Below are 19,427 nucleotides of genomic sequence, written 5' to 3' on the forward strand. Positions count from 1 at the left end.
ACCACAGAAAGAGGTGACCTACGGCATGCTCACCGGCCTCATGCAGGACGCACCGCTAACCCTTGACCGGCTCGTCCGGCGCATGCGCGACGTGACCGGATCCTCCCAGGTCTTCGGCCCGGACGCCGAGCGCGTCTCCTATGCCCAGGTGGCCGCCCGCGCCCGCCGCCTCGGCGGACTGCTCCGCTCGCTCGGCATCGCGCCCGGTGACCGCGTGGCCAGCCTCGCCTTCAACACCATCGACCACATGACCGTGTTCCTGGGCGTTCCGGCCCACGGCGTGGTCCTGCAGACCGTCAACCCGCGTTTCACCGCGGAGCAGATCGAGTACGTCCTCGGCCACGGCGGTCCCCGCGCGCTGTTCGTGCAGCAGCCGCTGCTCGACCTGGTGCTTCCCGTCCTCGACAAGATGAAGGACCTGGAGCACGTCTTCGTGCTGGACGCGTCGGCCTCCTGCGGTGACCACCTCACCCTCGGCGACGCGCTCGCAGACGCCGACGAGACCGAGCCGCCCGTGATCGACGAACGGCAGGCCTCAGGACTCTGCTACACGTCCGGGACGACCGGTAACCCGAAGGGCGTCCTCTACTCGCACCGATCGACGATGCTGCACGCGCTCAGCACGTGCATGACGGATGTCATGGGTGTGTCGGTGCGGGAGACGATCCTGCCGATCGTCCCCATGTTCCACGCCAACGCCTGGGGCCTGCCCCACGCGGCGGCCCTGGTCGGAGCGGACCTCGTCCTGCCGGGCCGCGACCTGAGCGGTTGTGCGGTCGGTGAACTGATCCGCCGGCACACGGTCACGATGACCGCCGGAGTCCCCACCGTGCTCGGCGACCTGCTCGCGTACGCCGACGCCCACCCGGGAGTCCTGGACAGTCTGCGTCTCGTCGTCTCCGGCGGCTCCGCCCTCCAACGCCCACTGGTCGACGGCTTCGCCCGGCACGGCGTCGAGGTGATCCAGGGGTGGGGGATGACGGAGACCAGCCCATGCGTGACGATGTCCCGCCCGCCGCGTGACACGGACGATCCACTCCGGTACCGGCTGTCGGCCGGCCGACTCAACCCGCTCGTGGAGGCACGCCTGGTCGCGGAGGACGGCAGTGCGCTGCCCCGGGACGGCGAGGCCATCGGCGAGATCGAACTGCGCAGCCCGCACGCCGCGTCGGGCTACTACCGCGACGAGGGCCTCTCAAACGAGAAGTTCGACGACGGGTGGCTGCGCACGGGCGATGCCGCGTCCGTCACCGCGGACGGCTACGTCATTCTCCGTGACCGCATCAAGGACATGATCAAGTCCGGTGGGGAGTGGATCCCTTCCGCCCGACTGGAGTTCCTTGCCGCGGAACATCCCGCCGTCCGGGAGGTCGCTGTCATCGCGGTTCCCGACGAGCGGTGGGGGGAGCGCCCTGGCGCGGTTGTCGCGCTGTGGCCCGGCCACCATCTCACACTCGACGTCCTGTGCGACTTCCTGGCTCCTCACGTGCCCAAGTGGTGGCTCCCCGTCGCCCTGACCGTGGTGCCAGAGGTGCCCAAGACAAGTGTCGGAAAGCTCGACAAGAAGGCGCTGCGCCTGCCCGGCCCAGACCTCCCGGATACGACCGGAGCCGCCACGTGACCACTATCCGACTACCTGCCGACGACGTCGACGTTGAGGTCAACCAGAGCAAGGAGCGCATCCTGCGCTCGGCACAGACCCTCTTCGCGCAGGGCGGCTACGACGGCACGAGCCTGAAGGCCATCGCCCAGCACGTCGGTCTCTCCACGCCCGCTCTCTACTGGCACTTCAAGTCGAAGGACGAGATCTACCTCGCGGCCATCGAGAAGATGCTGGAGGACTTCCTGACGGCGGTGCGGGAAGCCGTTCACTCCAGCGAGCCACTGGAAAAGTTCCGCGAAACCGTGGCGGCGCACATCCGCTTCCAGCTGGAACGACGGGACGAGGCGGGCCTCTACGCCCACACCGTCGGGCTGCGCCGGCTCACCGCCGATCTCCCGAAGCGGCACCGGGAAACCCTGGTCGCCCTGCAGCGGTCGTACGTGGACGAACTCCGGGACATCCTCCAGGCGGGCCGGGACGCCGGCACCTTCTCCTTCCTCGACGTACGCACGACGGTCTTCGCGGTCCTGACCCTCTGCGAGTACGTGCACACCTGGTACAACCCCGCGGGCCCGCTCTCGGTGGACGACGTCGTACGGCAGTACGTCGACATGGCGACCCGCATGGTGGGCGCCCGCTGCGAACCCCCTACACAGAACGAAGGTGAACGTTGATGGCACAGCCGACCGTCCTGGTCGTCGGAGCGGCGGGCATGCAGGCCTCCAGTCTCCTGCGCGGCCTGCACCGATCGCGGACCCCCATGACCGTCGTCGGGGCCGACCGGCAGATCCCGGAAGAAGAACAGCCAGACGGCTTCCCGCCCATGCGATGGGAGCAGGTCGACATCCTCACCGAGAACAACCGCCTGCGCGAGCTGTGCACCGAGGCCGACCTCGTCGTCAACTGCACCGGCCCGTACTTCCTGCTCGGTGACGCCGTCCTGCGCGCCGCCCTCGACGCCGGCACCGACTACCTCGACATCTGCGACGACGCCGACGCCACCGAAGCGCTGCTAGAACTCGACGCGGAGGCCAAGGCTGCCGGCATCACCGCGCTGATCGGCATGGGCTCCGCTCCCGGCACCACGAACATCCTGGTCCGCCTGGCGCTCGACAACCTCCCGGACGGCGACGCCGACGTCGAGATCAACTGGGTGGTGGACTGCCACGACATGTCCGGGGCCGTCGTACCCCACTTCGTCCACTCCTTCCGCACGGCGATCCCCGGTGCAGGCACCATGCCGGACTGGGACGGGCTCCAGCCCCGTACGGTCGTCTTCCCCGAGCCCATCGGCCCGCAGACCGTGGTGACACTCAGCCACCCCGAGATCTTCACGCTGCCCCGTTTCACCCGGGTCACCCGCGCGCACAACCGCGGAGGCCTCATCCCCGTCGACCACACCATGCTCGGCTGGCTGCTGGCCCGGCTCCCGGAGCACCCGGACCGCGCGATCGACGGCAAGGCCCTGTCCCAGTTGTTCGACGGGTTCGCGGCGCGCAAGACGATCCACACCCGGCTGGGTTCCGGCCTCGTCGTCGACGTGCGGGTCGGTGCCGAGGGCTACCGGTACTCCTCCGGCGCCACCACCACCCAGGAGGACGCGACCGGGGTGCCCGCGGCCGCGGGTGTTCTGGTGGCGCTCGACGGCAAGCTGCCCGGCCCCGGCGTCATCGCCCCCGAGCTGCTGTCGCCCAAGGATTTCTTCACCGCTCTGCGGCTCGTCTCCGCGGGCGGGGGAGGACTGAGCGTCGCCCGCACCCTGGACGGCGTCGAGACAGAACCGGCCCGCATCCGCGACCTCATCGCCCAGTCCGACGAACACACCACACTGCAGGAGGCACGATGACCCACAAACGACACTACGACGCGATCGTCGTCGGACTCGGAGCCTGGGGAAGCGCGACACTGAGTCACCTGGCCGGCCGGGGCCTGTCCGTCCTCGGCATCGACCAGTTCACCCCGCCCCACGTCCACGGTTCCCACCACGGCAACGGCCGGGCCATCCGGATGGCCAGCCCCGAAGGCGCCTTCTACACCCCGATGATGCGGCGCGCGTACGAACTGTGGCACGAGCTGGAAGCCGAGACGGGAGCCGACGTCCTCACCACGGTGGGCGGCGTCTACGCCGCGCCGTCCGACGACGAGATGATCTGGGGCGCCCTCGAAAGCTACCGGGGTACCGACATCCCGTACGAGATGCTGGGCGTCGACGAGGCCCGCGAGCGGTTTCCCTGGCTGCGGATCAAGGACGGCGAGAGCGTCATCCACGAGCCGGGCACCGGACGGCTCCACCCCGAACGGGCCATCATCGCGCACACCGACCTCGCACGCCGCTACGGTGCGGACATCGTCCTCGGCCAGGCCATGAAGGACTGGTCACAGACCGGCGACGGGGTGGTCGTCACCACTACCGACGGTACGTTCACCGCCGACCGTCTGGTCCTGACCCTGGGCTCCTGGGCCCCGCACCACCTGAAGCTGGAGATCCCCCTCGTGGCGGAGCGGCAGGTCATCGCGGTGTACGACGTGCGGGACGTCCCGGGCCCCCTCGCCATGTTCAGCCTGCCCTCGACGCACACCGAAGCCTTCTACGGCCTGCCCGAGCAGGGCGACACCTTCAAACTCGCCCTCCACCATGGCGGCCTGACCGGCCCGACCGACGAACTGCCCACCACCGTCACCGACGAGGAGAAGGCGATCCTCAAGGCCTACGTGGCCGACCGGCTGCCCCACTTCCCGGCAGAGCCGCTGCAGGTGACGACCTGCAAGTACACCAACACACCGGACCGGCACTTCGTCCTGACCCGCCATCCCGATGCTCCGGCGGTGGTCGTGGGCGCCGGCTGCTCGGGGCGCGGGTTCAAGTTCGCCACGTTCATCGGCGAGGCCCTGGCCGACCTGACCACCAGCGTCGACCGCCCGGACCTGCAGCACTTCTCACCTGAGCGCTTCCTCCCGTCCCGGGCCTGAGCGCCACGCACCTCTCGGGGAGCCGAGTGGCACTCATCACCGGGGCCGGGTCAGGCATCGGAAGCGCGGCAGCGCACCGGTATGCCCAACGTGGAGCGTCGTCGGCATTGCTCGACATCGACGGTGACGCGTTGAGATCGCTCGTTGCCGCACTCGGCGCGTAGTCCGCGCGGCGCCTTCGTGGCCGTCGCCTCGGAAGCGGCACGCTGCGGGGCTCAGGGCCGGCCTACGCCGCTGCCGAACACGCCGCGCGCTGGGGCTGGTCCGCCCGATGGCTCTCGACTGCTCGACCGGGTGATGCGCAAGAAAATCCAGGAGCGCGTTGCCGCCAAGAGCCCGCGTGGGCGGTTCGCCGTCCCGGACGATGTGGCGGCCGTGATCGCGTACTTGAGTTCGCCGGAGAGTCGGCATGCCGACGACCTGGGGCTGATCCGCTGTCCGGCACTCGACCACGGTCGGCAGGGTGTGCGCGCAACCGCGGTCTGCCCGGGCTTCGTCGAGACGCCGATGGCCGACCGGATCTTCGAGGGCTGCTCTACGTGCTTGACGGCGGTGCCACCGGGCCACGTCGAGGCAGGCCAGGGCGGCTGAGAGTCAACTTCATACCTTGGTCGGAAAGGAATGTGGGTCTCTTGGACAAGGTTTGTGCGAGTGCGCGGGAGGCTGTCGCGGACATACCGCACGCGGCCTCGCTCGCGGTGGGCGGTTTCGGGCTGTGCGGTATCCCCTCGGTCCTCATCGAAGCCCTCTACGAGCAAGGGGCTTGCGGTCTCCATGTCGTGTCGAACAACTGCGGTGTCGACGGTGCCGGGCTCGGCAGCCTGATCACCGCCCGGCGTATCGCCCGGGTCATCGGCAGCTACGTCGGGGAGAACAAGGAGTTCGCCCGCCAGTACCTCGCCGGAGAACTGGAGGTGGAGCTCATCCCGCAGGGGACGCTCGCCGAACGGCTGCGCGCGGGCGGCTGCGGGATCCCCGCCTTCTACACCCCGGCAGGTGTGGGCACCCAGGTGGCCGAGGGCGGTCTGCCCTGGCGCTTCGACGCCGACGGGAGGGTCGCCGTGGCGTCTCCGCCCAAGGAACGGCGCACCTTCCAGGGCCGCGAGCACATCCTGGAGACGGCCATCACCACGGACTTCGCTCTCGTGCGGGCGGTCAAGGGCGACCGGCACGGCAACCTCGTCTTCCACCGCTCTGCCCGCAACTTCAACCCGCTCGCCGCCATGGCCGGCCGCATCACCGTGGCCGAGGTCGAGGAACTCGTCGAGCCCGGAACGCTCGACCCCGACGAGATCCACCTGCCCGGCGTGTTCGTCCAGCAGGTCGTGCCGCTCACACCCGAGCAGGCCGCCGACAAACTCATCGAGAAGAGGACGGTACGTTTCTGATGCCCTGGAACCGAGACCAGATGGCCGCCCGAGCCGCCGCCGAACTGACCGACGGCTCCTACGTCAACCTCGGCATCGGCCTGCCCACCCTCATCCCCGGCCACCTCCCGCCCGGCATCCACGTCGTCCTGCACTCCGAGAACGGCATCCTTGGCACTGGCCCCTACCCCACCGACGACGACATCGACCCCGACCTCATCAACGCGGGCAAGGAGACCGTCACGGTCCTGCCCGGCGCATCCCTCTTCGACTCCGCCCTCTCCTTCGGCATGATCCGCGGCGGTCACATCGACACCGCGATCCTCGGCGCCATGCAGGTCTCCGCCGCAGGCGATCTGGCCAACTGGACCGTGCCCGGCAAGATGGTCAAGGGCATGGGCGGCGCCATGGACCTCGTCCACGGCGCCCGCCGGGTCATCGTCCTCATGGAACACACCGCCAAGGACGGCACCCCGAAGATCGTGCGCGAGTGCACCCTGCCCCTCACCGGCAAGGCATGCGTCCACCGCATCGTCACCGACCTCGGCGTCTTCGACATCACCCCCGCGGGAGTCGCCCTCCGCGAACTCGCACCCGACGTCACCACCGACGACATACTCAACACCACCGAAACCGAAATCATCGTCGACGCGCTCAGGCAGACGTGACGACCGGTTGCATCGATCGCGTCGCCCCGGCGCTGAGGGAGCGCGTCGAGAGCCACGTTCTCTTTCCGTGATCGTCGGCCTCGTCTTGATGAAGACGTAGAACTGCCGCCCGGCGGGCACGACTTCGCCCTCGGACGTGCTTCTGAAATGTTGTGACCTGCTCAACCGAACAAGGAAAGGCCGATCGATGGCACAGAAGGTACAGGGCGTGGTCGCCGGGGGCAGAGGTGCTCCGGTGAGGCTGGAAACGCTGCTGGTTCCCGACCCCGGACCGGGAGAGGCGGTGGTCCGGGTGCAGGCGTGCGGGGTGTGCCACACCGACCTGCACTACCGCGAGGGCGGAATCGCCGACGAGTTCCCGTTCCTGCTCGGGCATGAGGCCGCCGGCGTCGTGGAGGCGGTCGGCGAGGGGGTCACCGATGTCACTCCCGGGGACTTCGTGATCCTCAACTGGCGTGCGGTGTGCGGACAGTGCCGGGCCTGCACCCGAGGCCGCCCCTGGTACTGCTTCAACACGCACAACGCCGGGCAGAAGATGACCCTCCTCGACGGCACGGTACTTTCGCCGGCCCTGGGTATCGGGGCGTTCGCGGAGAAGACCCTGGTCGCCGCGGGCCAGTGCACGAAGGTCGACCCCAAGGCGGCACCGGCGATCGCCGGACTGCTGGGATGCGGTGTGATGGCCGGACTCGGGGCCGCGATCAACACCGGGGACGTGGGCCGCGGGGACACCGTGGCGGTGATCGGCTGCGGAGGTGTCGGCGCTGCGGCCGTCATGGGCGCCCATCTCGCCGGCGCGGCCAGGATCATCGCCGTCGACATCGACGACCGCAAGCTCGCCACCGCCCGCCGCCTCGGCGCCACCCACGCCGTCAACTCGCGCGACACCGAACCGGTGGCGGCCGTCAGAGAGCTGACGGGAGGCTTCGGCGCGGACGTCGTCATCGACGCCGTAGGACGCCCCGAGACCTACGAACAGGCCTTCTACGCACGTGACTTGGCCGGCACCGTCGTACTCGTCGGAGTCCCCGGCCCGGACACGAGGCTGGAACTGCCGCTGCTGGACGTGTTCGGCCGCGGGGGATCGCTGAAGTCGAGCTGGTACGGCGACTGCCTGCCCTCGCGCGACTTCCCGATGCTGATCGACCTCTACCTGCAGGGCCGGCTGGACCTGGACGCCTTCGTCACCGAGACCATCCCCCTCGACGGTGTGGAGGCAGCCTTCGAGCGGATGCGCCAGGGTGACGTCCTGCGCTCCGTGGTGACCTTCTGATGTCCGCTGCGGCCCGGATCGAGCTGCTGGTCACCAGCGGTGTCTTCGCTCTGGACGGCGGTGTCTGGGCGGTGGACAACAACGTCTGGCTCGTGGGCGACGACCGCGAGGTGATCGTCATCGACCCCGCCCACGACGCCGACGCCATCGAGCAGACCATCGCCGGACGCCGGCTGAAGGCGATCGTCTGCACCCACGCCCACAACGACCACATCGACGCCGCCCCCGCCCTCGCGGACCGTACCGGCGCTCCGATCCTGCTCCACCCGGACGACCTTTTCCTGTGGAGGCAGACCCACCCCGACCGCGTCCCTGACACCGAACTCACCGACGGCAGACTCCTGGCGATCGCCGACATCGAACTGCGCAGCCTGCACACTCCCGGCCACACCCCCGGCGGGACCTGCCTGTACGCCCCGGCCCTTGCCACCGTTTTCACCGGAGACACGCTCTTCCACGGCGGCCCGGGCGCGACTGGCCGGTCGTTCTCGGACCGCCCCGCCCTCGTCGCCTCCATCCGGGAGCGACTCTTCACCCTCCCGCCTCGGACGGTCGTCAGAACCGGCCACGGCGAAACGACGACCATCACCGCAGAGGCACAGCGCCTCCGGTGATCCGGGCGGGCCCCGGACACCATCATGGGCATGCGTAGCCCCCGTCCCCCAAGACGGGGTGGGGACACCCCGGTGCGCCGGCATCAGGACGATCCGGCCCCCCTTGGACCGGCCCCGGGGCCTTGATCCACGATCTGTATCAAGCCGCCCGCTTCCTCGGACAGGTGGCAGCGGGGCCATGTCACCTGGCAGCGGAGCGGCCTGGCTGGGTCGGTCCTCGCGGGCCGTGATCTCCTCGGTGAGCTGCGGGACGACGTCGAACAGGTCGCCGATGGCGCCGTAGTCGACAAGGCCGGAGGTTGGGGCCTCCGTGTCCTTGGCGACCTGGTCTTCACCGTGCTGGCCTTCGATGCGCCCCTGGCCACGTTGGTGGGATTCATTCCGGTGGTCATCGGCTTCGGCAACGAGCCGGGAGCACCGGCGGCCGCTGGCGTCATCCTCGGTCTCTTCGCAGTGGGCTTTCCCGCGATGGGCCGCCGCCTGCCCGATCCCGGTGCCTTCTACGCGTACATCACCGCCGGGCCCGGCCGGCCGATAGGTCTGGGTGCGTCGTTCCTGGCCCTGTTCTGTGCTACTTCGTCCTCATCTGGGTGAAGATCTAGGCATACGGCCCCGACCAGGTCGTGCAGGCGACTGCCACGGATCCGACCGGCTCCTTCACCCACAGCCTTGAGATCTTCGGCGGCAAGACGGCCGTGACATCGTGAGCGTCCTGCTCTGCACGAGCATTTTCGCGGCCGATCTGTCCACCCACAACGTGACCATGCGCTACCTGTACGACCTCAGTGTGGACGGCATCCTCGATGTGCTGATCGGAGGATCGGAGACCAGCGCGAACATTCTGCTCGCCGTCGCCTGTGGCCTTGCTGCGCTCGGTATCGTGGCGGCCCTCGTGCACCGGCGGACCAAGCCGGCGGTGTACGCGCGAATCGGGCGGCAGGACCTGTGACGGACTTACCACCCGGGGCACCTCGGTGTTCCCGGCAGCGAGTCCGGCCCGCCCACTGACAGGGCCGGGCTCGCCCCCAGGTCTGCCATGCCCTGCCCCGTCAGGGCTCCGGCGCTATGATCTCCGTATCGGATCCTCCTTGCACACCCTGATGACTACGATGCGGCCGTCGATGGAGACCGGTCAGGCATCCCCCTTCGACCCGGTGACAGCAGCCACCATCGTGATCGACACACAGGGGATGGTGATCGGATGGAATCGTGCGGCCGAGACCCTCTTCGGTTCCTCTGCCGGAGATGTCTTCGGACGGCCGCTGCACAAGATCCTCCAAGACGCCGAGAATCGGCCGTCGCTCTCGTTCCTCACGACGCACCCACCGAACCGCCCGTGGTCCGAGACCCGCAAGGTGCGCCGCGCGGACGGGACCTCGGTCAGCGTTGTCCTACAAGGCTGTCCTCTGGAACAACAGGCCACCGGGGCAGCGAGCGTCATACTGGCTGCCGCGGCCGACCGGGCGCACCTGTGGTCGACCGACCAGTCCATGCTGCAAGGGCTGTCCACCCAGTCGCCCATCGCGCTGACCGTCTACGGGCCCGACATGCGGGTCCGATGGATCAACGACGTGCTTCAGGAGCAGCTGGGCCTCACTCGCAGCGAGTGCGTGGGCCGCTACACCCGTGAAATCCTCCCGCAGGGCGGATTTCTCTCGCCGGAGCAGAGCGGCGACCTTGAAAGCGTCATCGCCGAGGTGCTGCACACCGGCGAGCCCGTGTTCGACCTGCTCTACGGCAGCTCCACACCGGCCGACCCGAGCCACCAACGGATATGGTCCTGCTCGTACTTCCGGCTGTCCGACACGGACGGAAGTCCTCTGGGAGTGTGCGAGTCCGCCTTCGATATCACGAACCGCTACGAAACGCATCTGCGCCTCGAGCTGCTCGGCCGTGCCAGCCGGATCGGCACCAATCTCGACGTCGTGAGCACGGCGCAGGACCTGGCGTCGGTGGCTGTGCCCGACTTCGCGGACGCCGTGGCAGTCGACCTCGCAGAACATGTGATGGCCGACGATCGCACCTCACCCATACCTGAGGGTGGCGGTGCGTCCCTGCGGCGGGTCGTCGATCTCGGCGCACAGCCGGTTCCCGACTCCAGGCCGAGACTCGGGTGGCTCCTCACGGCCCAGACCGACGGCCTTCGCCGCATCGTCCTGCCCCTCGTCGCCCGGGACGCGGTCCTCGGCTCGGTGACCTTCACCCGCGCGATGCCCCGGTACCCCTTCACCGCTCAGGACATCACGCTGGCGGAGGAAGTGCTTTCCCGCGCGGCCGTCTACATCGACAATGCCCACCGATACGCGCTCGAGCGCGCCACGGCTCTGACCCTGCAACGCAGCCTCCTGCCCCAAGCCCTGTCGCAGCCCACAGCCGTCGAAGTCGCTCACAGGTATGTGCCCACCACCGGGCCGCTCGGGGTCGGAGGCGACTGGTACGACGTCATCCCCCTCTCCGGGGCGAGGGTGGGCCTCGTCGTGGGAGACGTGGTGGGCCACGGCCTCAACGCGGCGGCCACCATGGGGCGACTGCGTACCACCGTCCGCGCCCTCGCCGCATTGGACCTGGCTCCCGACGAACTCCTCGCCAGGGTCGATGACCTGGTCGGACAGACCCGCGTGGGCATTCATCGAGCGAGCAACGACACTCCGGAGGACCAGGCACTCGGTGCGACCTGTCTCTACGCCGTCTTCGACCCCGTCACCGGCATCTGTACGGTCGCGAGTGCGGGCCACCCGGCCCCCGTCGTCGCCATGCCCGGTCGGCCGCCGGAACTGCTCGACCTGTCGGCGGGGCCACCGCTCGGCATCGGCGGTCTGCCCTTCGAGTGTGCCGAGGTCCACCTGCCTGAAGGGAGCGTGCTGGCGCTCTACACCGACGGACTGATCGGGTACCGGGACGAGGACATGGACAGCGGCACGGCCAGCCTGCGCCGCGCTCTTGCCGACCCCGGGCAGGATCTCGACGCCCTGTGCGACGGGATCACCGCGCCGGGCTCCGCACGGTCGGCCGACGACGATGTGACCCTGCTGCTCGTCCGTGTGCAGGCGCTGCCTGCCGAGAACACGGCGAGTTGGTCAGTGGCCCGCGATCCCTCAGCTGTCGCGGGCGCGCGGGAACAGGCCCGGGTTCAGCTGGAGCAGTGGGGACTGGGCGAGATGGCCTTCGTCACCGAACTGGTGGTGAGCGAGTTGGTGACGAACGCCATCCGCTACGGCAGTGAACCGATCGCTTTCAGGATGCTTCGGGACCAGAGCAGAACTCTGATCTGCGAAGTCAGCGACGGAGCCCATACATCGCCGTACCTTCGGCGCGCGGCCAACGACGACGAGGGCGGCCGCGGACTGTTCCTGGTGGCCCAGTGCACTGACCGGTGGGGCACGCGCTACACCCGCGAGGGCAAGACGATCTGGGCGGAGATCACACTCGACTCGACCGCATGACCGTCACCGTGCGGCCCCGTCTGCCCGTTGCTGCGCGGAGGTGAACGCCGACACGGGATCCCCGCCTCCTCTGGCCCAGGGAAAGAGCGTCACCCTGCCACGTACGGCCGCGAACACGTCCGCTGCCAGCGCCCACTTCTTGGCCTCACACAGGGTGTAGGCGAGGAGGTTGAGGTCGGTGAGAAGAGCGGCATGCGTCAGGTGGCCCGGCCGGTGCCAGGTGGCGGTCGCAGTGTCCAGCACCTGGGTTGCCTCCCTGTGTTCCCAGAGGCGCACCGCGTTGAGTGCCCCGATGGCTCCTTGCTCCAATGTGGCGTGGTAGCGCTCGACCAGGGACCACAGGGGCAGTGCCGCTGTGGGAGCCGACCCGGGCGCGGTGGCGCGCACCTTGTCGACGAAGTCCAGTACCTGCCCACGCGAACCGCACTCCCCTGGGGACAGATAGCCGAACATCTGGAGATGGGCCTCCCGGTTCCACGGATCGCGCGCCGTGATCTCTCTCCAGAGCGGGAACACCTCTTCGTTGGGGCGACGCGCCTGCCTCAGCAGACCGAGCCGTACGATCCACGGACAGGGGTCAGTCGGCCGCAGCCGGGCTGCCTCGAGGCACGCGTGCCAGGCCAGTCGGGACTCGTCCGGTGCCGGAGGGGTGAGGCGGCCGCGGGACATGACGCCCCAGGCGAAGAGCGTCAGTGCGTCCGGATGGTCCGGCCGCCGGTCCATCCACAGGCGATGTACGCCCGGCAGGGACGCCTCGGCCAGCACCATGAGCCGGTGGCATCGGCGGTCCCAGTCCTGTCCGGTGCTGTCCAGCAGCTGCTCGATGACGGCCACCGCCAGTGAACGGGGGTTGCCGACGCCGCGCTCCGCGAGACGCCGGCACACCTGGCCGAGATCGCTGTCGTCCAGTTCTGGGGTGAGACGGGGAACCGCTTTGCGACGACCGAGCAGTGACATGGAAGGGAGGCTAATCCTTGTCAGCCATCCGGAACCTTCCCGATCACATTCAGATGCCGAACCGATGCCTCGGCCAGCCGGTTCGGCCAGAGCGCTGGTGGCCGCGGCGGACTTCGTCGAGTGTGCGCCGCGGCCCGTCGGCCGTGTGCCCTGACCATGTCAGGGCCTGATGCGGTTCTCGTACTCCTGTCCGCTGATCTTGGCCACGGTGCAGGCCCTGCCGTTACCGGAGACGGTGGGCTCCTTGCCGTCGGTCCCGCTGACCCAGCGCACCGTGTCGAAGACGGCGCCGTCCGACCGGATGGCGCCCACGGTCTGCGCGATCACCGTGCTGGAGTCGCCCGTGATCCTGAGGTTGTCGGCTGCCTCCACGGTGACGGTGTTGAACCGGCCGCCGATGATGACCGTTCCACACGTTCCGGTGAGCCCGATGGTGTTCGCCTGGCCTTCGATGACGACGTCGTGCCCTGTGCAGTCGGTGGCCCGCCTGCTGTAACTGCTGCTGATGGTGAGTGACGTGGCACCGCCGGTGGCGGCGGCTGAGGTTGAGTCCGGATCGCTCGTCGAACCGGCGGCGTGCGAACCGGTGCCGCTATCGGTACGCGCCGCGCCGGGGCTACGTATCGCCGACCCGGCGCTCGCGGCAGGAGTCGGCTCCGACGCGTTGTCGGCACAGAGACCTGGTGGTGCTGATGCCCGCCTGGCCGGCTACGGCCCCGACTCGCCCTGCCGGCTGATCGTGGCCACCACCGATCCGGCCGCCCTGCCGGAGAAGGCCACCTGGTACCTGGCCACCAACCTGCCCCACCCCGACGCACCCCACGCCGCCACCGGCCCGCATCCGCCGGCTGACCTGGCCGAGATCGTGCGCCTCTACGGCCTGCGGCCGTGGATCGAGCAGAGCTACAGGGAGAGGACGTCGCCGCCCTCTGCACGGCACCGCACTTCCGCTCGCTCCGCTCCACCAGCCAGCTGGCCCGAGACCAGGCCTACGCCTACGGCCAGCTCGCCGTGGACATCACGAACAGCCTTGAACGACACGTCGAGTTCCCGGATCCTGCCGTTCCCAGCTATCCCGTGCCAGTGGACGACCCAGACGGCGACGGCCCGGAACGTGCCGCTCAACTCCTCCGCCAGGAGTGGGCGATGGGGGACGGACCTGCCGGACGCATCGTCAGGATGCTGGAGAACCACGGCGTGCTCGTGGTCTTCAGCCCCTCGCAGACCGCGTCGGTCGACGCCCACTCGTTCGACAGCAAACTGCGTCCTGTGGTCGTCCTCAACCCAATCAAGCGGGACTACTATCGGCAGCGCTTCGACGTCGCGCATGAGCTGGGACACCTGATGATGCACAGCGACGCAGAGCCCGGCGGGCGCATCGTTGAGGCCCAAGCCCACCGCTTCGCCGCCGAGTTGCTCATGCCGGCCGACCAGATCCGAGACCTGCTTCCTGCCGCCATGGGCGGCACCGCCTGGCAGACACTGGCCCGGCTCAAAGAGCAGTGGGGCGTCAGCATCCAGGCACTTCTGTACCGTGCGCGATGGCTCGGCCGACTCAGCGACACGTCCTACCGCAACGCCATGACGACCATTTCAGCCCGTGGTTGGCGCCGGAACGAGCCGGGCTTGATCAGCGCTATCGAGCAGCCGTCTCTCTTGCCAAGAGCTGTGGAGTTGCTGACGCAAGAAGGCATCGACGAGTCTCACCTGGTGACCCAGTGCCGCATGCCGACGGAGCTGTTCCGCACGGTGACGGCCCGGACGCCGGACAGTGAATCGCCTACCCCGGCGCCGTCGCCAGACAGCCGCCAGCAGGTGGGCGGGCGAGTGGTCTCCTTGCTGGAACACAGACGGCGGCCCTAACTGGCCGAAACCGCGCATAGTGACATCAGTCCTCTGCGAAACACAGTTGGAACGATCTGATCGTCACTGTCCACTGCTGTCCAGCCCCTTTCGTCTCTCGTCCTTCGAATCGGGCGGATAGCCCTTGGCGCGCAGCCAGCCGTCGAGGGCGAGCGCGACGATGTCGCCGTGAGGGATGTCGGTGTCGGCGTTGCAGCGACGGATGCGGCGCTGGAACTGGAGGACCTCGGGGACGGCGTAGTTGAGCTGTCCGCGTTTTGTGTGACGGTTGCTGATGACGGCCATGGTGTCGGCGTGCGGCGCGAGGACGTCGTCTCGCGGCTGGAACTCGGCGTCGAGGGCGTCGGCGATTTCACGTAGTCGGGCGGCATAGGGGGAGCGATCAGGCACGAGAGCTGCTCCGGTCGGTCTGGCTAGGCGGATAGCTATCCGCCTACTGGGCTATTGGAATAGTCGGCAGGGGCGGCCGCACCCCGACATGGGAGCGGCCGCCTCGCGTACTGCAGTCGGGCTCAAAACCCGCGTGCGGTGAGCCACTCGTCCAGCGCGACGGAGACGATGTCGCCGATAGGCAGGTGGTCGAGTTCGTTGTCCAGCGCGAAGCGTTTGATCCGCTTCTTCAGCTTCAGCGCAGCGGGAACCGACGAGTCGAGGCTCTCGCGCGTGATGATGCGCTGATTGAGGACGGCGGCGGCTTCGGGGATGTTCTCCGGACGGCCAGGACCGGGGGCGTAGGGTGCCCCCTCACTGGGCGCCTCCTGTGGTTGAGCGGCCTGTGCCTGGTGGGGCGTAGGACCGTCGGGCCTGAACGGGAACGCCGTACTGGCCGCCGCTGGAGTGACCGCCGTACGGATGGCCACCTCGGCGGTCGGTGCCGTGCCAGAAACCGCGGACGTGGCGTGGGACGGGCTGTGCTGACCATCGAGTTCGGCTGGCTGATTGGGCTGGCTCCCAAGCGCTCCAGACTGGGGAGCCGAGGCCACCGGTAGCGGCTGCCGCTCGGCCAGCCCGTCGGCTGACTCCTGACCCGCCTCGGCAGTCTCGACGGTTTCTGTCAGATCCTGAGCCGGTGCCTCGAAGGCAGCGGCCGCAGGAGTGTGCTGAACCCGGGGTGTGCCAGCGGCAACCACTTCGCCCCGTGCAGCGGCCTGGTCGGCGGCGAACTGCTCAGGCGTGAGTTCGGCGGCCGGGGGAGGGGGCGGCGGGGCCGTCTTCTTGGCCCCGCCCAGGGCGCGACCGGCGGTGCGGCGGGCCGGGGGCCTCGGCCTGTCGTTCTTCTCGCTCATGCCTGGGTCAGCTCCTTCATCAGGTCGGCGTACTCGCTCAGTTCGGTCGGGATCTCGCCGAAGGCCTCCATGTAGTGGACCCAGGAGTGGATGGTGGTCTCGGCGAGCGGGAATGCCTCGTCGCGGTCCGGGCCGATGCCCTCGCCTTCGGCGGGCTCCAGCAGCTGCTCCTTGGCCCGGATGGGCAGGCTGGTGCGGTCGTCGGCCTTGACCATGACCACATGGGCGGTGACGTCGTGGGTGTTGCGGGCGGCGGCGCGCTCGGCCTCGTCGAAGGTGGCGACGAGCTTGCGGCGCTCGATCTTGGTGGGGGCGACGGGGACGAGCAGCAGGTTCGCCTCGGTGACAGCCTCGTGGAAGATGCGGGCGCTGCCGCCGCCGGCGTCGACCACGATCGCGCCGAACTCGGCACGCTTGGCCCGGATGTACTCGGCGATGTCGTCGAACGGGTACCGCTCGACGACCAGGTTGGTGGGGATCTCGAAGCCGGCGGCCTGGGCGACCTTGAACCAGTCGTAGGCGGACTGGCTGGTGGCGTCCGCGTCCAGCAGCAGCGTCGGCAGGTCGAGGACGACGGCGTAGTAGAGGGCGATGAACCAGGCGGAGGTGGTCTTGCCGGTGCCGCCCTTGAGCATGCCGACGACGATGACGAAGGCGTTCCAGGCGCTCGCTGTGGCCGCGGTCAGAGTCTTGGTACGGGTGTTTTCACTCACGTGTGCTTGATCTCCTGAATCGGGAAAGGTGCGTTGGGTTGCGTGCATCGGAGAGAAGGCCGACGCCGGAGGCGGGTGCGCGCGGACGGAGGAGGAGCTCGTGCTGTGGAGCTGGATCCGGGATGGCTCGCCCTCGGTCCGCTGATCTGTCGGACCCGGAGGTGGGCACCTGTGGGGGCGTTCATGACCGCTTCCTCGGGGTGCGGGCAGGGCCGTGGTTGTGCTTGGGCCGCATGTGGGTACCCGCCTGGTGCAGGAGCCGGTAGACGGTGGCGATGGAGTAGTTGCACTCCTCGGCGAGGTCCGGCACGGTGGCGCCGGCCTCGTACCGCGCCCGTAGCGACAGCGCGAGCTTCGTTCGCCGTGCGGTATTGGCTGCGGAGCGGATGCGGAGTGTCTGCTGGGTGGTGCGGGGTGTGCCCCCGGCCTCGATCAGCAGCCGCCGAGCGGCACGTCGTGTCACGGATCCAGCTACGGCCAATTCCGTGAGCGTGGCGCCCTGTTGCTCGTAGAGGCGGCGTAGACGGGCCGCGAGGTTGCGGCGGGCTTGTCCGTCGCGCATCCTGCGCGTCTGCCACGAGGTGCGCATCACGGTCCCGGCCTCGCGCAGACGGTTGAGGACCGTGCCGTACGACAGGCCACTGTTCGCTACGAGTTCGTCGACCGTGGCACCGGACTCGTACTGTTCACGCAGGGCTTGCGCGGTGACCTGATCACTGTGACCGGTCGTGGGCGGAGGGGGTGATTTCACGCTGCGGACTCCCATTCACTGCGGGCTTCGGCATGGGCGGCGGCCAGCTCGTCGTAACTGCGCTGGTCGGCAGGAGTGATGAGGATCAGCCGTCCATCGGTGGCGATCCGCCAGTCGGGAGCGGCACTGCCGGTGACCGGATCGAGGACACAGCCGTCCGGGGCGTGCCACGTGGTGGGAACCTCGTCGGGACGTGGCGCGGGAACCACGACCTGGCGCCTGTCGCGGACGATCACAACGGCCTTGCTGCGGTGCTCCGATAGCCGCTCCAGCGCCCGTTGGTACGCCGCGCGCTCGGCGGCGTGCACCGCCTTGCGCCGGGACGCGACGCCCGCGGTCCCGTGCCGCGTCGCGACTGAGTCCCAGCCGTGGGCCGGCTCGGCGATCTCTTCGGCCGCAGCCTTAAGAGGGTGGTCACCGAAGCCCTCCAGAGCATGAGGTGCCAGGCTCCAGGTCTCACCGCTGTGGGTGACGAGACCGTGGTCGGCCAGGCGCCGCAAGGTGCGGTAGAGGGTGGCGCGGGAGACGGAGGACGAGCCGACAAGCTCGGCGACCGTCTGCGCCGCACGGGCGTGCAGTGCACCGATGATCACCAGTGCGGCGCTGCCGAGACCACGGTGGGCGAAGGCGTCGTGGCCCATCAGCCGGCCGATGACGGTGGAGTCGAGGTCGGCTCTCGTGCCCGTCTCAGGGGTGGGCCACTCCTCAAGTGCCAGGTCGGGGGGGTACTGAGTGGTCCGGAAACGAGATTGCGCTACGGGGATGCTGTGGCGGCCAGCGTTGCCCTCGGCGAGATACCAGGTCGAGCCTTCGCGGCCGTGGCCGACGCGCAGACGCCGCAGCCAGCCCTGCGGTTTGAGGACGGTCTCGTAAACGACCCGGAGGGTCGTGCGGGATATCCCCGCTTCCTCAGCGGTCTGCCGCTCGCTGGCGTGGTGCAGGGGACCGCCCGCGATCTCGGCGAAGTTCAGATGCGCCCGCAGGACCCGCACCGCGGTCCGCCCACGTTCCCCACGCCAGGGCGTCGTCTCGATGCGGTCGCGCAGCGCGGCAAGCACCTCGTACGCGTGGTGCCGCGAATCCAGCACCGTCGTGCTGCTGACCGCGGCCGAGGCGCTGGCCCATACCCGGCCGATGTACGCCAGGGCACGTGATTGCCCGGAGCGCAGCGCGATGCTTCGGGCGTGCCGCCCGCCTTCGTGATCGGGGTGCAGCAAGAGCTGGGTCAGCTGGTCGACGGTGCCGCCGGCGCGAGCGACGTGGCAGGCGATGGCCGCCGTGATCCGGTGCCCGTGCTCGGCCGCGCCCTGACGGTTCCCGCGCAGGACCACGTTCTGGCCGTCGGAGGCGAGCTTGCTGTAACTGCCTGCCGCGTAGCGGCCGGTGAGATCCCCGAGCAGGATGAGATCGGCTGCAGCCGTAGGCAGCTGGTGAAGACCCAGTCGCTCGCCTGGGTGAAATGGCCGTCGGAGAGAACCTGTCTGGTAGGCGCTGTGTGGCACTGTGGAGCCGTCCCGCAAGGACAGAGACACCACCCAGGCCCGCTAAAACCACGGGTGGTGTCCGGTACCGACCTCCAATCGGTGCCAGCGATGCCTCCAGGATGGCCATCCTGGAGGCATTCGTATGCCTGGCCCCGGTACTGAAGGCAGGCGTCCCCATCGCGGCTCGACCGAGGTCGACTCCGAGTCCTGTCAGCGGGTTCACAGCCTGATCAACGCCGTCTGACCTGGGCCGACCCGGACCAAAACAGAGGGCGATTGCCTCTGATTGGCTCCGAGCAGCTCGGTTCGAATCGGGGTCGAATCAGAGTGGTTTCCTCTGAGTGCGTTGTGGCAAAGGGAGTCCCTGTTCGATGAGCAGGGGCTTCTTCGTGTGCGGGGCATGATCGCCCTGGGGTAGGGGCAGGCAGCGGACGG

21 protein-coding genes and 1 pseudogene are annotated in these 19,427 nt (G+C 68.9%); 14 read left to right on the plus strand and 8 right to left on the minus strand.

The window, feature by feature from the left end; translation table 11 throughout:
• The first annotated feature begins 25 nt into the window (after positions 1-25).
• The 10 genes from AB0I51_RS03905 to AB0I51_RS03950 all read left to right on the plus strand — a co-directional run bounded on the left by AB0I51_RS03905 (position 26) and on the right by AB0I51_RS03950 (position 8,495).
• On the plus strand, positions 26-1,621 hold the full coding sequence (locus AB0I51_RS03905; RefSeq protein ID WP_362971049.1) for a long-chain-fatty-acid--CoA ligase: 1,596 nt from the start codon (positions 26-28) through the stop codon (positions 1,619-1,621).
• Positions 1,618-2,277 (plus strand): TetR/AcrR family transcriptional regulator, encoded by a 660-nt coding sequence (locus AB0I51_RS03910; protein WP_362971051.1) that lies wholly within the window; start codon positions 1,618-1,620, stop codon positions 2,275-2,277. Before AB0I51_RS03905 ends, AB0I51_RS03910 begins: the two co-directional genes overlap by 4 nt.
• The gene (locus tag AB0I51_RS03915) at positions 2,277-3,449 is read left to right on the plus strand and encodes a saccharopine dehydrogenase NADP-binding domain-containing protein (RefSeq protein WP_362971053.1); all 1,173 of its coding nucleotides are present in this window, start codon (positions 2,277-2,279) and stop codon (positions 3,447-3,449) included. Before AB0I51_RS03910 ends, AB0I51_RS03915 begins: the two co-directional genes overlap by 1 nt.
• Entirely contained in the window at positions 3,446-4,573 is a 1,128-nt protein-coding gene (solA, locus tag AB0I51_RS03920) for an N-methyl-L-tryptophan oxidase (RefSeq protein WP_362971055.1), read from the plus strand. Before AB0I51_RS03915 ends, solA begins: the two co-directional genes overlap by 4 nt.
• 26 nt (positions 4,574-4,599) lie before the next feature.
• Entirely contained in the window at positions 4,600-4,737 is a 138-nt protein-coding gene (locus AB0I51_RS03925; protein WP_362971057.1) for an SDR family NAD(P)-dependent oxidoreductase, read from the plus strand.
• Between the two features lie 133 nt (positions 4,738-4,870).
• Positions 4,871-5,164, plus strand: a complete 294-nt coding sequence (locus tag AB0I51_RS03930; protein ID WP_362971059.1) for a hypothetical protein — start codon at positions 4,871-4,873, stop codon at positions 5,162-5,164.
• A gap of 41 nt (positions 5,165-5,205) precedes the next feature.
• Positions 5,206-5,961 carry a CoA transferase subunit A gene (locus AB0I51_RS03935; protein WP_362971061.1) on the plus strand — a complete coding sequence of 252 codons (756 nt, stop codon included), beginning with the start codon at positions 5,206-5,208 and terminating at the stop codon, positions 5,959-5,961.
• On the plus strand, positions 5,961-6,608 hold the full coding sequence (locus tag AB0I51_RS03940) for a CoA transferase subunit B (RefSeq protein WP_362971063.1): 648 nt from the start codon (positions 5,961-5,963) through the stop codon (positions 6,606-6,608). Before AB0I51_RS03935 ends, AB0I51_RS03940 begins: the two co-directional genes overlap by 1 nt.
• A gap of 187 nt (positions 6,609-6,795) precedes the next feature.
• Positions 6,796-7,881, plus strand: coding sequence for an S-(hydroxymethyl)mycothiol dehydrogenase (locus AB0I51_RS03945; RefSeq protein ID WP_362971065.1), 1,086 nt, complete (start codon positions 6,796-6,798; stop codon positions 7,879-7,881).
• Positions 7,881-8,495, plus strand: coding sequence for an MBL fold metallo-hydrolase (locus tag AB0I51_RS03950; protein WP_362971067.1), 615 nt, complete (start codon positions 7,881-7,883; stop codon positions 8,493-8,495). The genes AB0I51_RS03945 and AB0I51_RS03950 overlap by 1 nt, the downstream gene beginning before the upstream one ends.
• Positions 8,496-8,711: 216 nt before the next feature.
• Here the strand turns inward: AB0I51_RS03950 and AB0I51_RS03955 are convergent.
• Positions 8,712-8,819: pseudogene (locus AB0I51_RS03955) on the minus strand (electron transfer flavoprotein subunit alpha/FixB family protein); the annotation flags it as partial.
• 12 nt (positions 8,820-8,831) lie between these two features.
• Here AB0I51_RS03955 and AB0I51_RS03960 point away from each other — a divergent pair.
• The 3 genes from AB0I51_RS03960 to AB0I51_RS03970 all read left to right on the plus strand — a co-directional run bounded on the left by AB0I51_RS03960 (position 8,832) and on the right by AB0I51_RS03970 (position 11,938).
• A complete protein-coding gene (locus AB0I51_RS03960; RefSeq protein ID WP_362971069.1) occupies positions 8,832-9,089 on the plus strand; it encodes a hypothetical protein in 258 nt (85 codons plus the stop codon).
• 109 nt (positions 9,090-9,198) lie between these two features.
• Positions 9,199-9,444: a hypothetical protein gene (locus AB0I51_RS03965; protein ID WP_362971071.1), complete on the plus strand. Its 246-nt coding sequence runs from the start codon at positions 9,199-9,201 to the stop codon at positions 9,442-9,444.
• A gap of 151 nt (positions 9,445-9,595) precedes the next feature.
• Positions 9,596-11,938, plus strand: coding sequence for a SpoIIE family protein phosphatase (locus tag AB0I51_RS03970; RefSeq protein WP_362971073.1), 2,343 nt, complete (start codon positions 9,596-9,598; stop codon positions 11,936-11,938).
• Positions 11,939-11,941: 3 nt separating this feature from the next.
• Here the strand turns inward: AB0I51_RS03970 and AB0I51_RS03975 are convergent, their stop codons facing one another.
• Complete coding sequence (locus AB0I51_RS03975) at positions 11,942-12,895, minus strand: hypothetical protein (protein WP_362971075.1); 954 nt, start codon at positions 12,893-12,895, stop codon at positions 11,942-11,944.
• Positions 12,896-13,054: 159 nt separating this feature from the next.
• Positions 13,055-13,519, minus strand: coding sequence for a DUF3060 domain-containing protein (locus AB0I51_RS03980; protein ID WP_362971150.1), 465 nt, complete (start codon positions 13,517-13,519; stop codon positions 13,055-13,057).
• A 264-nt stretch (positions 13,520-13,783) separates the two neighbouring features.
• Here AB0I51_RS03980 and AB0I51_RS03985 point away from each other — a divergent pair, with 264 nt between their 5' ends.
• Positions 13,784-14,758 (plus strand): ImmA/IrrE family metallo-endopeptidase, encoded by a 975-nt coding sequence (locus tag AB0I51_RS03985; protein WP_362971077.1) that lies wholly within the window; start codon positions 13,784-13,786, stop codon positions 14,756-14,758.
• A 63-nt stretch (positions 14,759-14,821) separates the two neighbouring features.
• Here AB0I51_RS03985 and AB0I51_RS03990 read toward each other — a convergent pair whose 3' ends face one another.
• The 5 genes from AB0I51_RS03990 to AB0I51_RS04010 form a co-directional block, all read right to left on the minus strand.
• Positions 14,822-15,148, minus strand: a complete 327-nt coding sequence (locus AB0I51_RS03990; RefSeq protein WP_362971079.1) for a hypothetical protein — start codon at positions 15,146-15,148, stop codon at positions 14,822-14,824.
• Positions 15,149-15,270: 122 nt separating this feature from the next.
• Positions 15,271-16,044 carry a hypothetical protein gene (locus AB0I51_RS03995; protein WP_362971081.1) on the minus strand — a complete coding sequence of 258 codons (774 nt, stop codon included), beginning with the start codon at positions 16,042-16,044 and terminating at the stop codon, positions 15,271-15,273.
• Positions 16,041-16,757, minus strand: a complete 717-nt coding sequence (locus tag AB0I51_RS04000; protein WP_362971083.1) for a ParA family protein — start codon at positions 16,755-16,757, stop codon at positions 16,041-16,043. Before AB0I51_RS04000 ends, AB0I51_RS03995 begins: the two co-directional genes overlap by 4 nt.
• A gap of 181 nt (positions 16,758-16,938) precedes the next feature.
• Positions 16,939-17,523, minus strand: a complete 585-nt coding sequence (locus AB0I51_RS04005) for a helix-turn-helix domain-containing protein (protein WP_362971085.1) — start codon at positions 17,521-17,523, stop codon at positions 16,939-16,941.
• On the minus strand, positions 17,505-19,043 hold the full coding sequence (locus tag AB0I51_RS04010) for a transcriptional regulator (protein ID WP_362971087.1): 1,539 nt from the start codon (positions 19,041-19,043) through the stop codon (positions 17,505-17,507). Before AB0I51_RS04010 ends, AB0I51_RS04005 begins: the two co-directional genes overlap by 19 nt.
• Positions 19,044-19,427: the final 384 nt, after the last annotated feature.

It is taken from the genome of Streptomyces sp. NPDC050549 (assembly GCF_040655035.1).
In the GTDB taxonomy this organism is placed as follows: Bacteria; Actinomycetota; Actinomycetes; order Streptomycetales; family Streptomycetaceae; genus Streptomyces.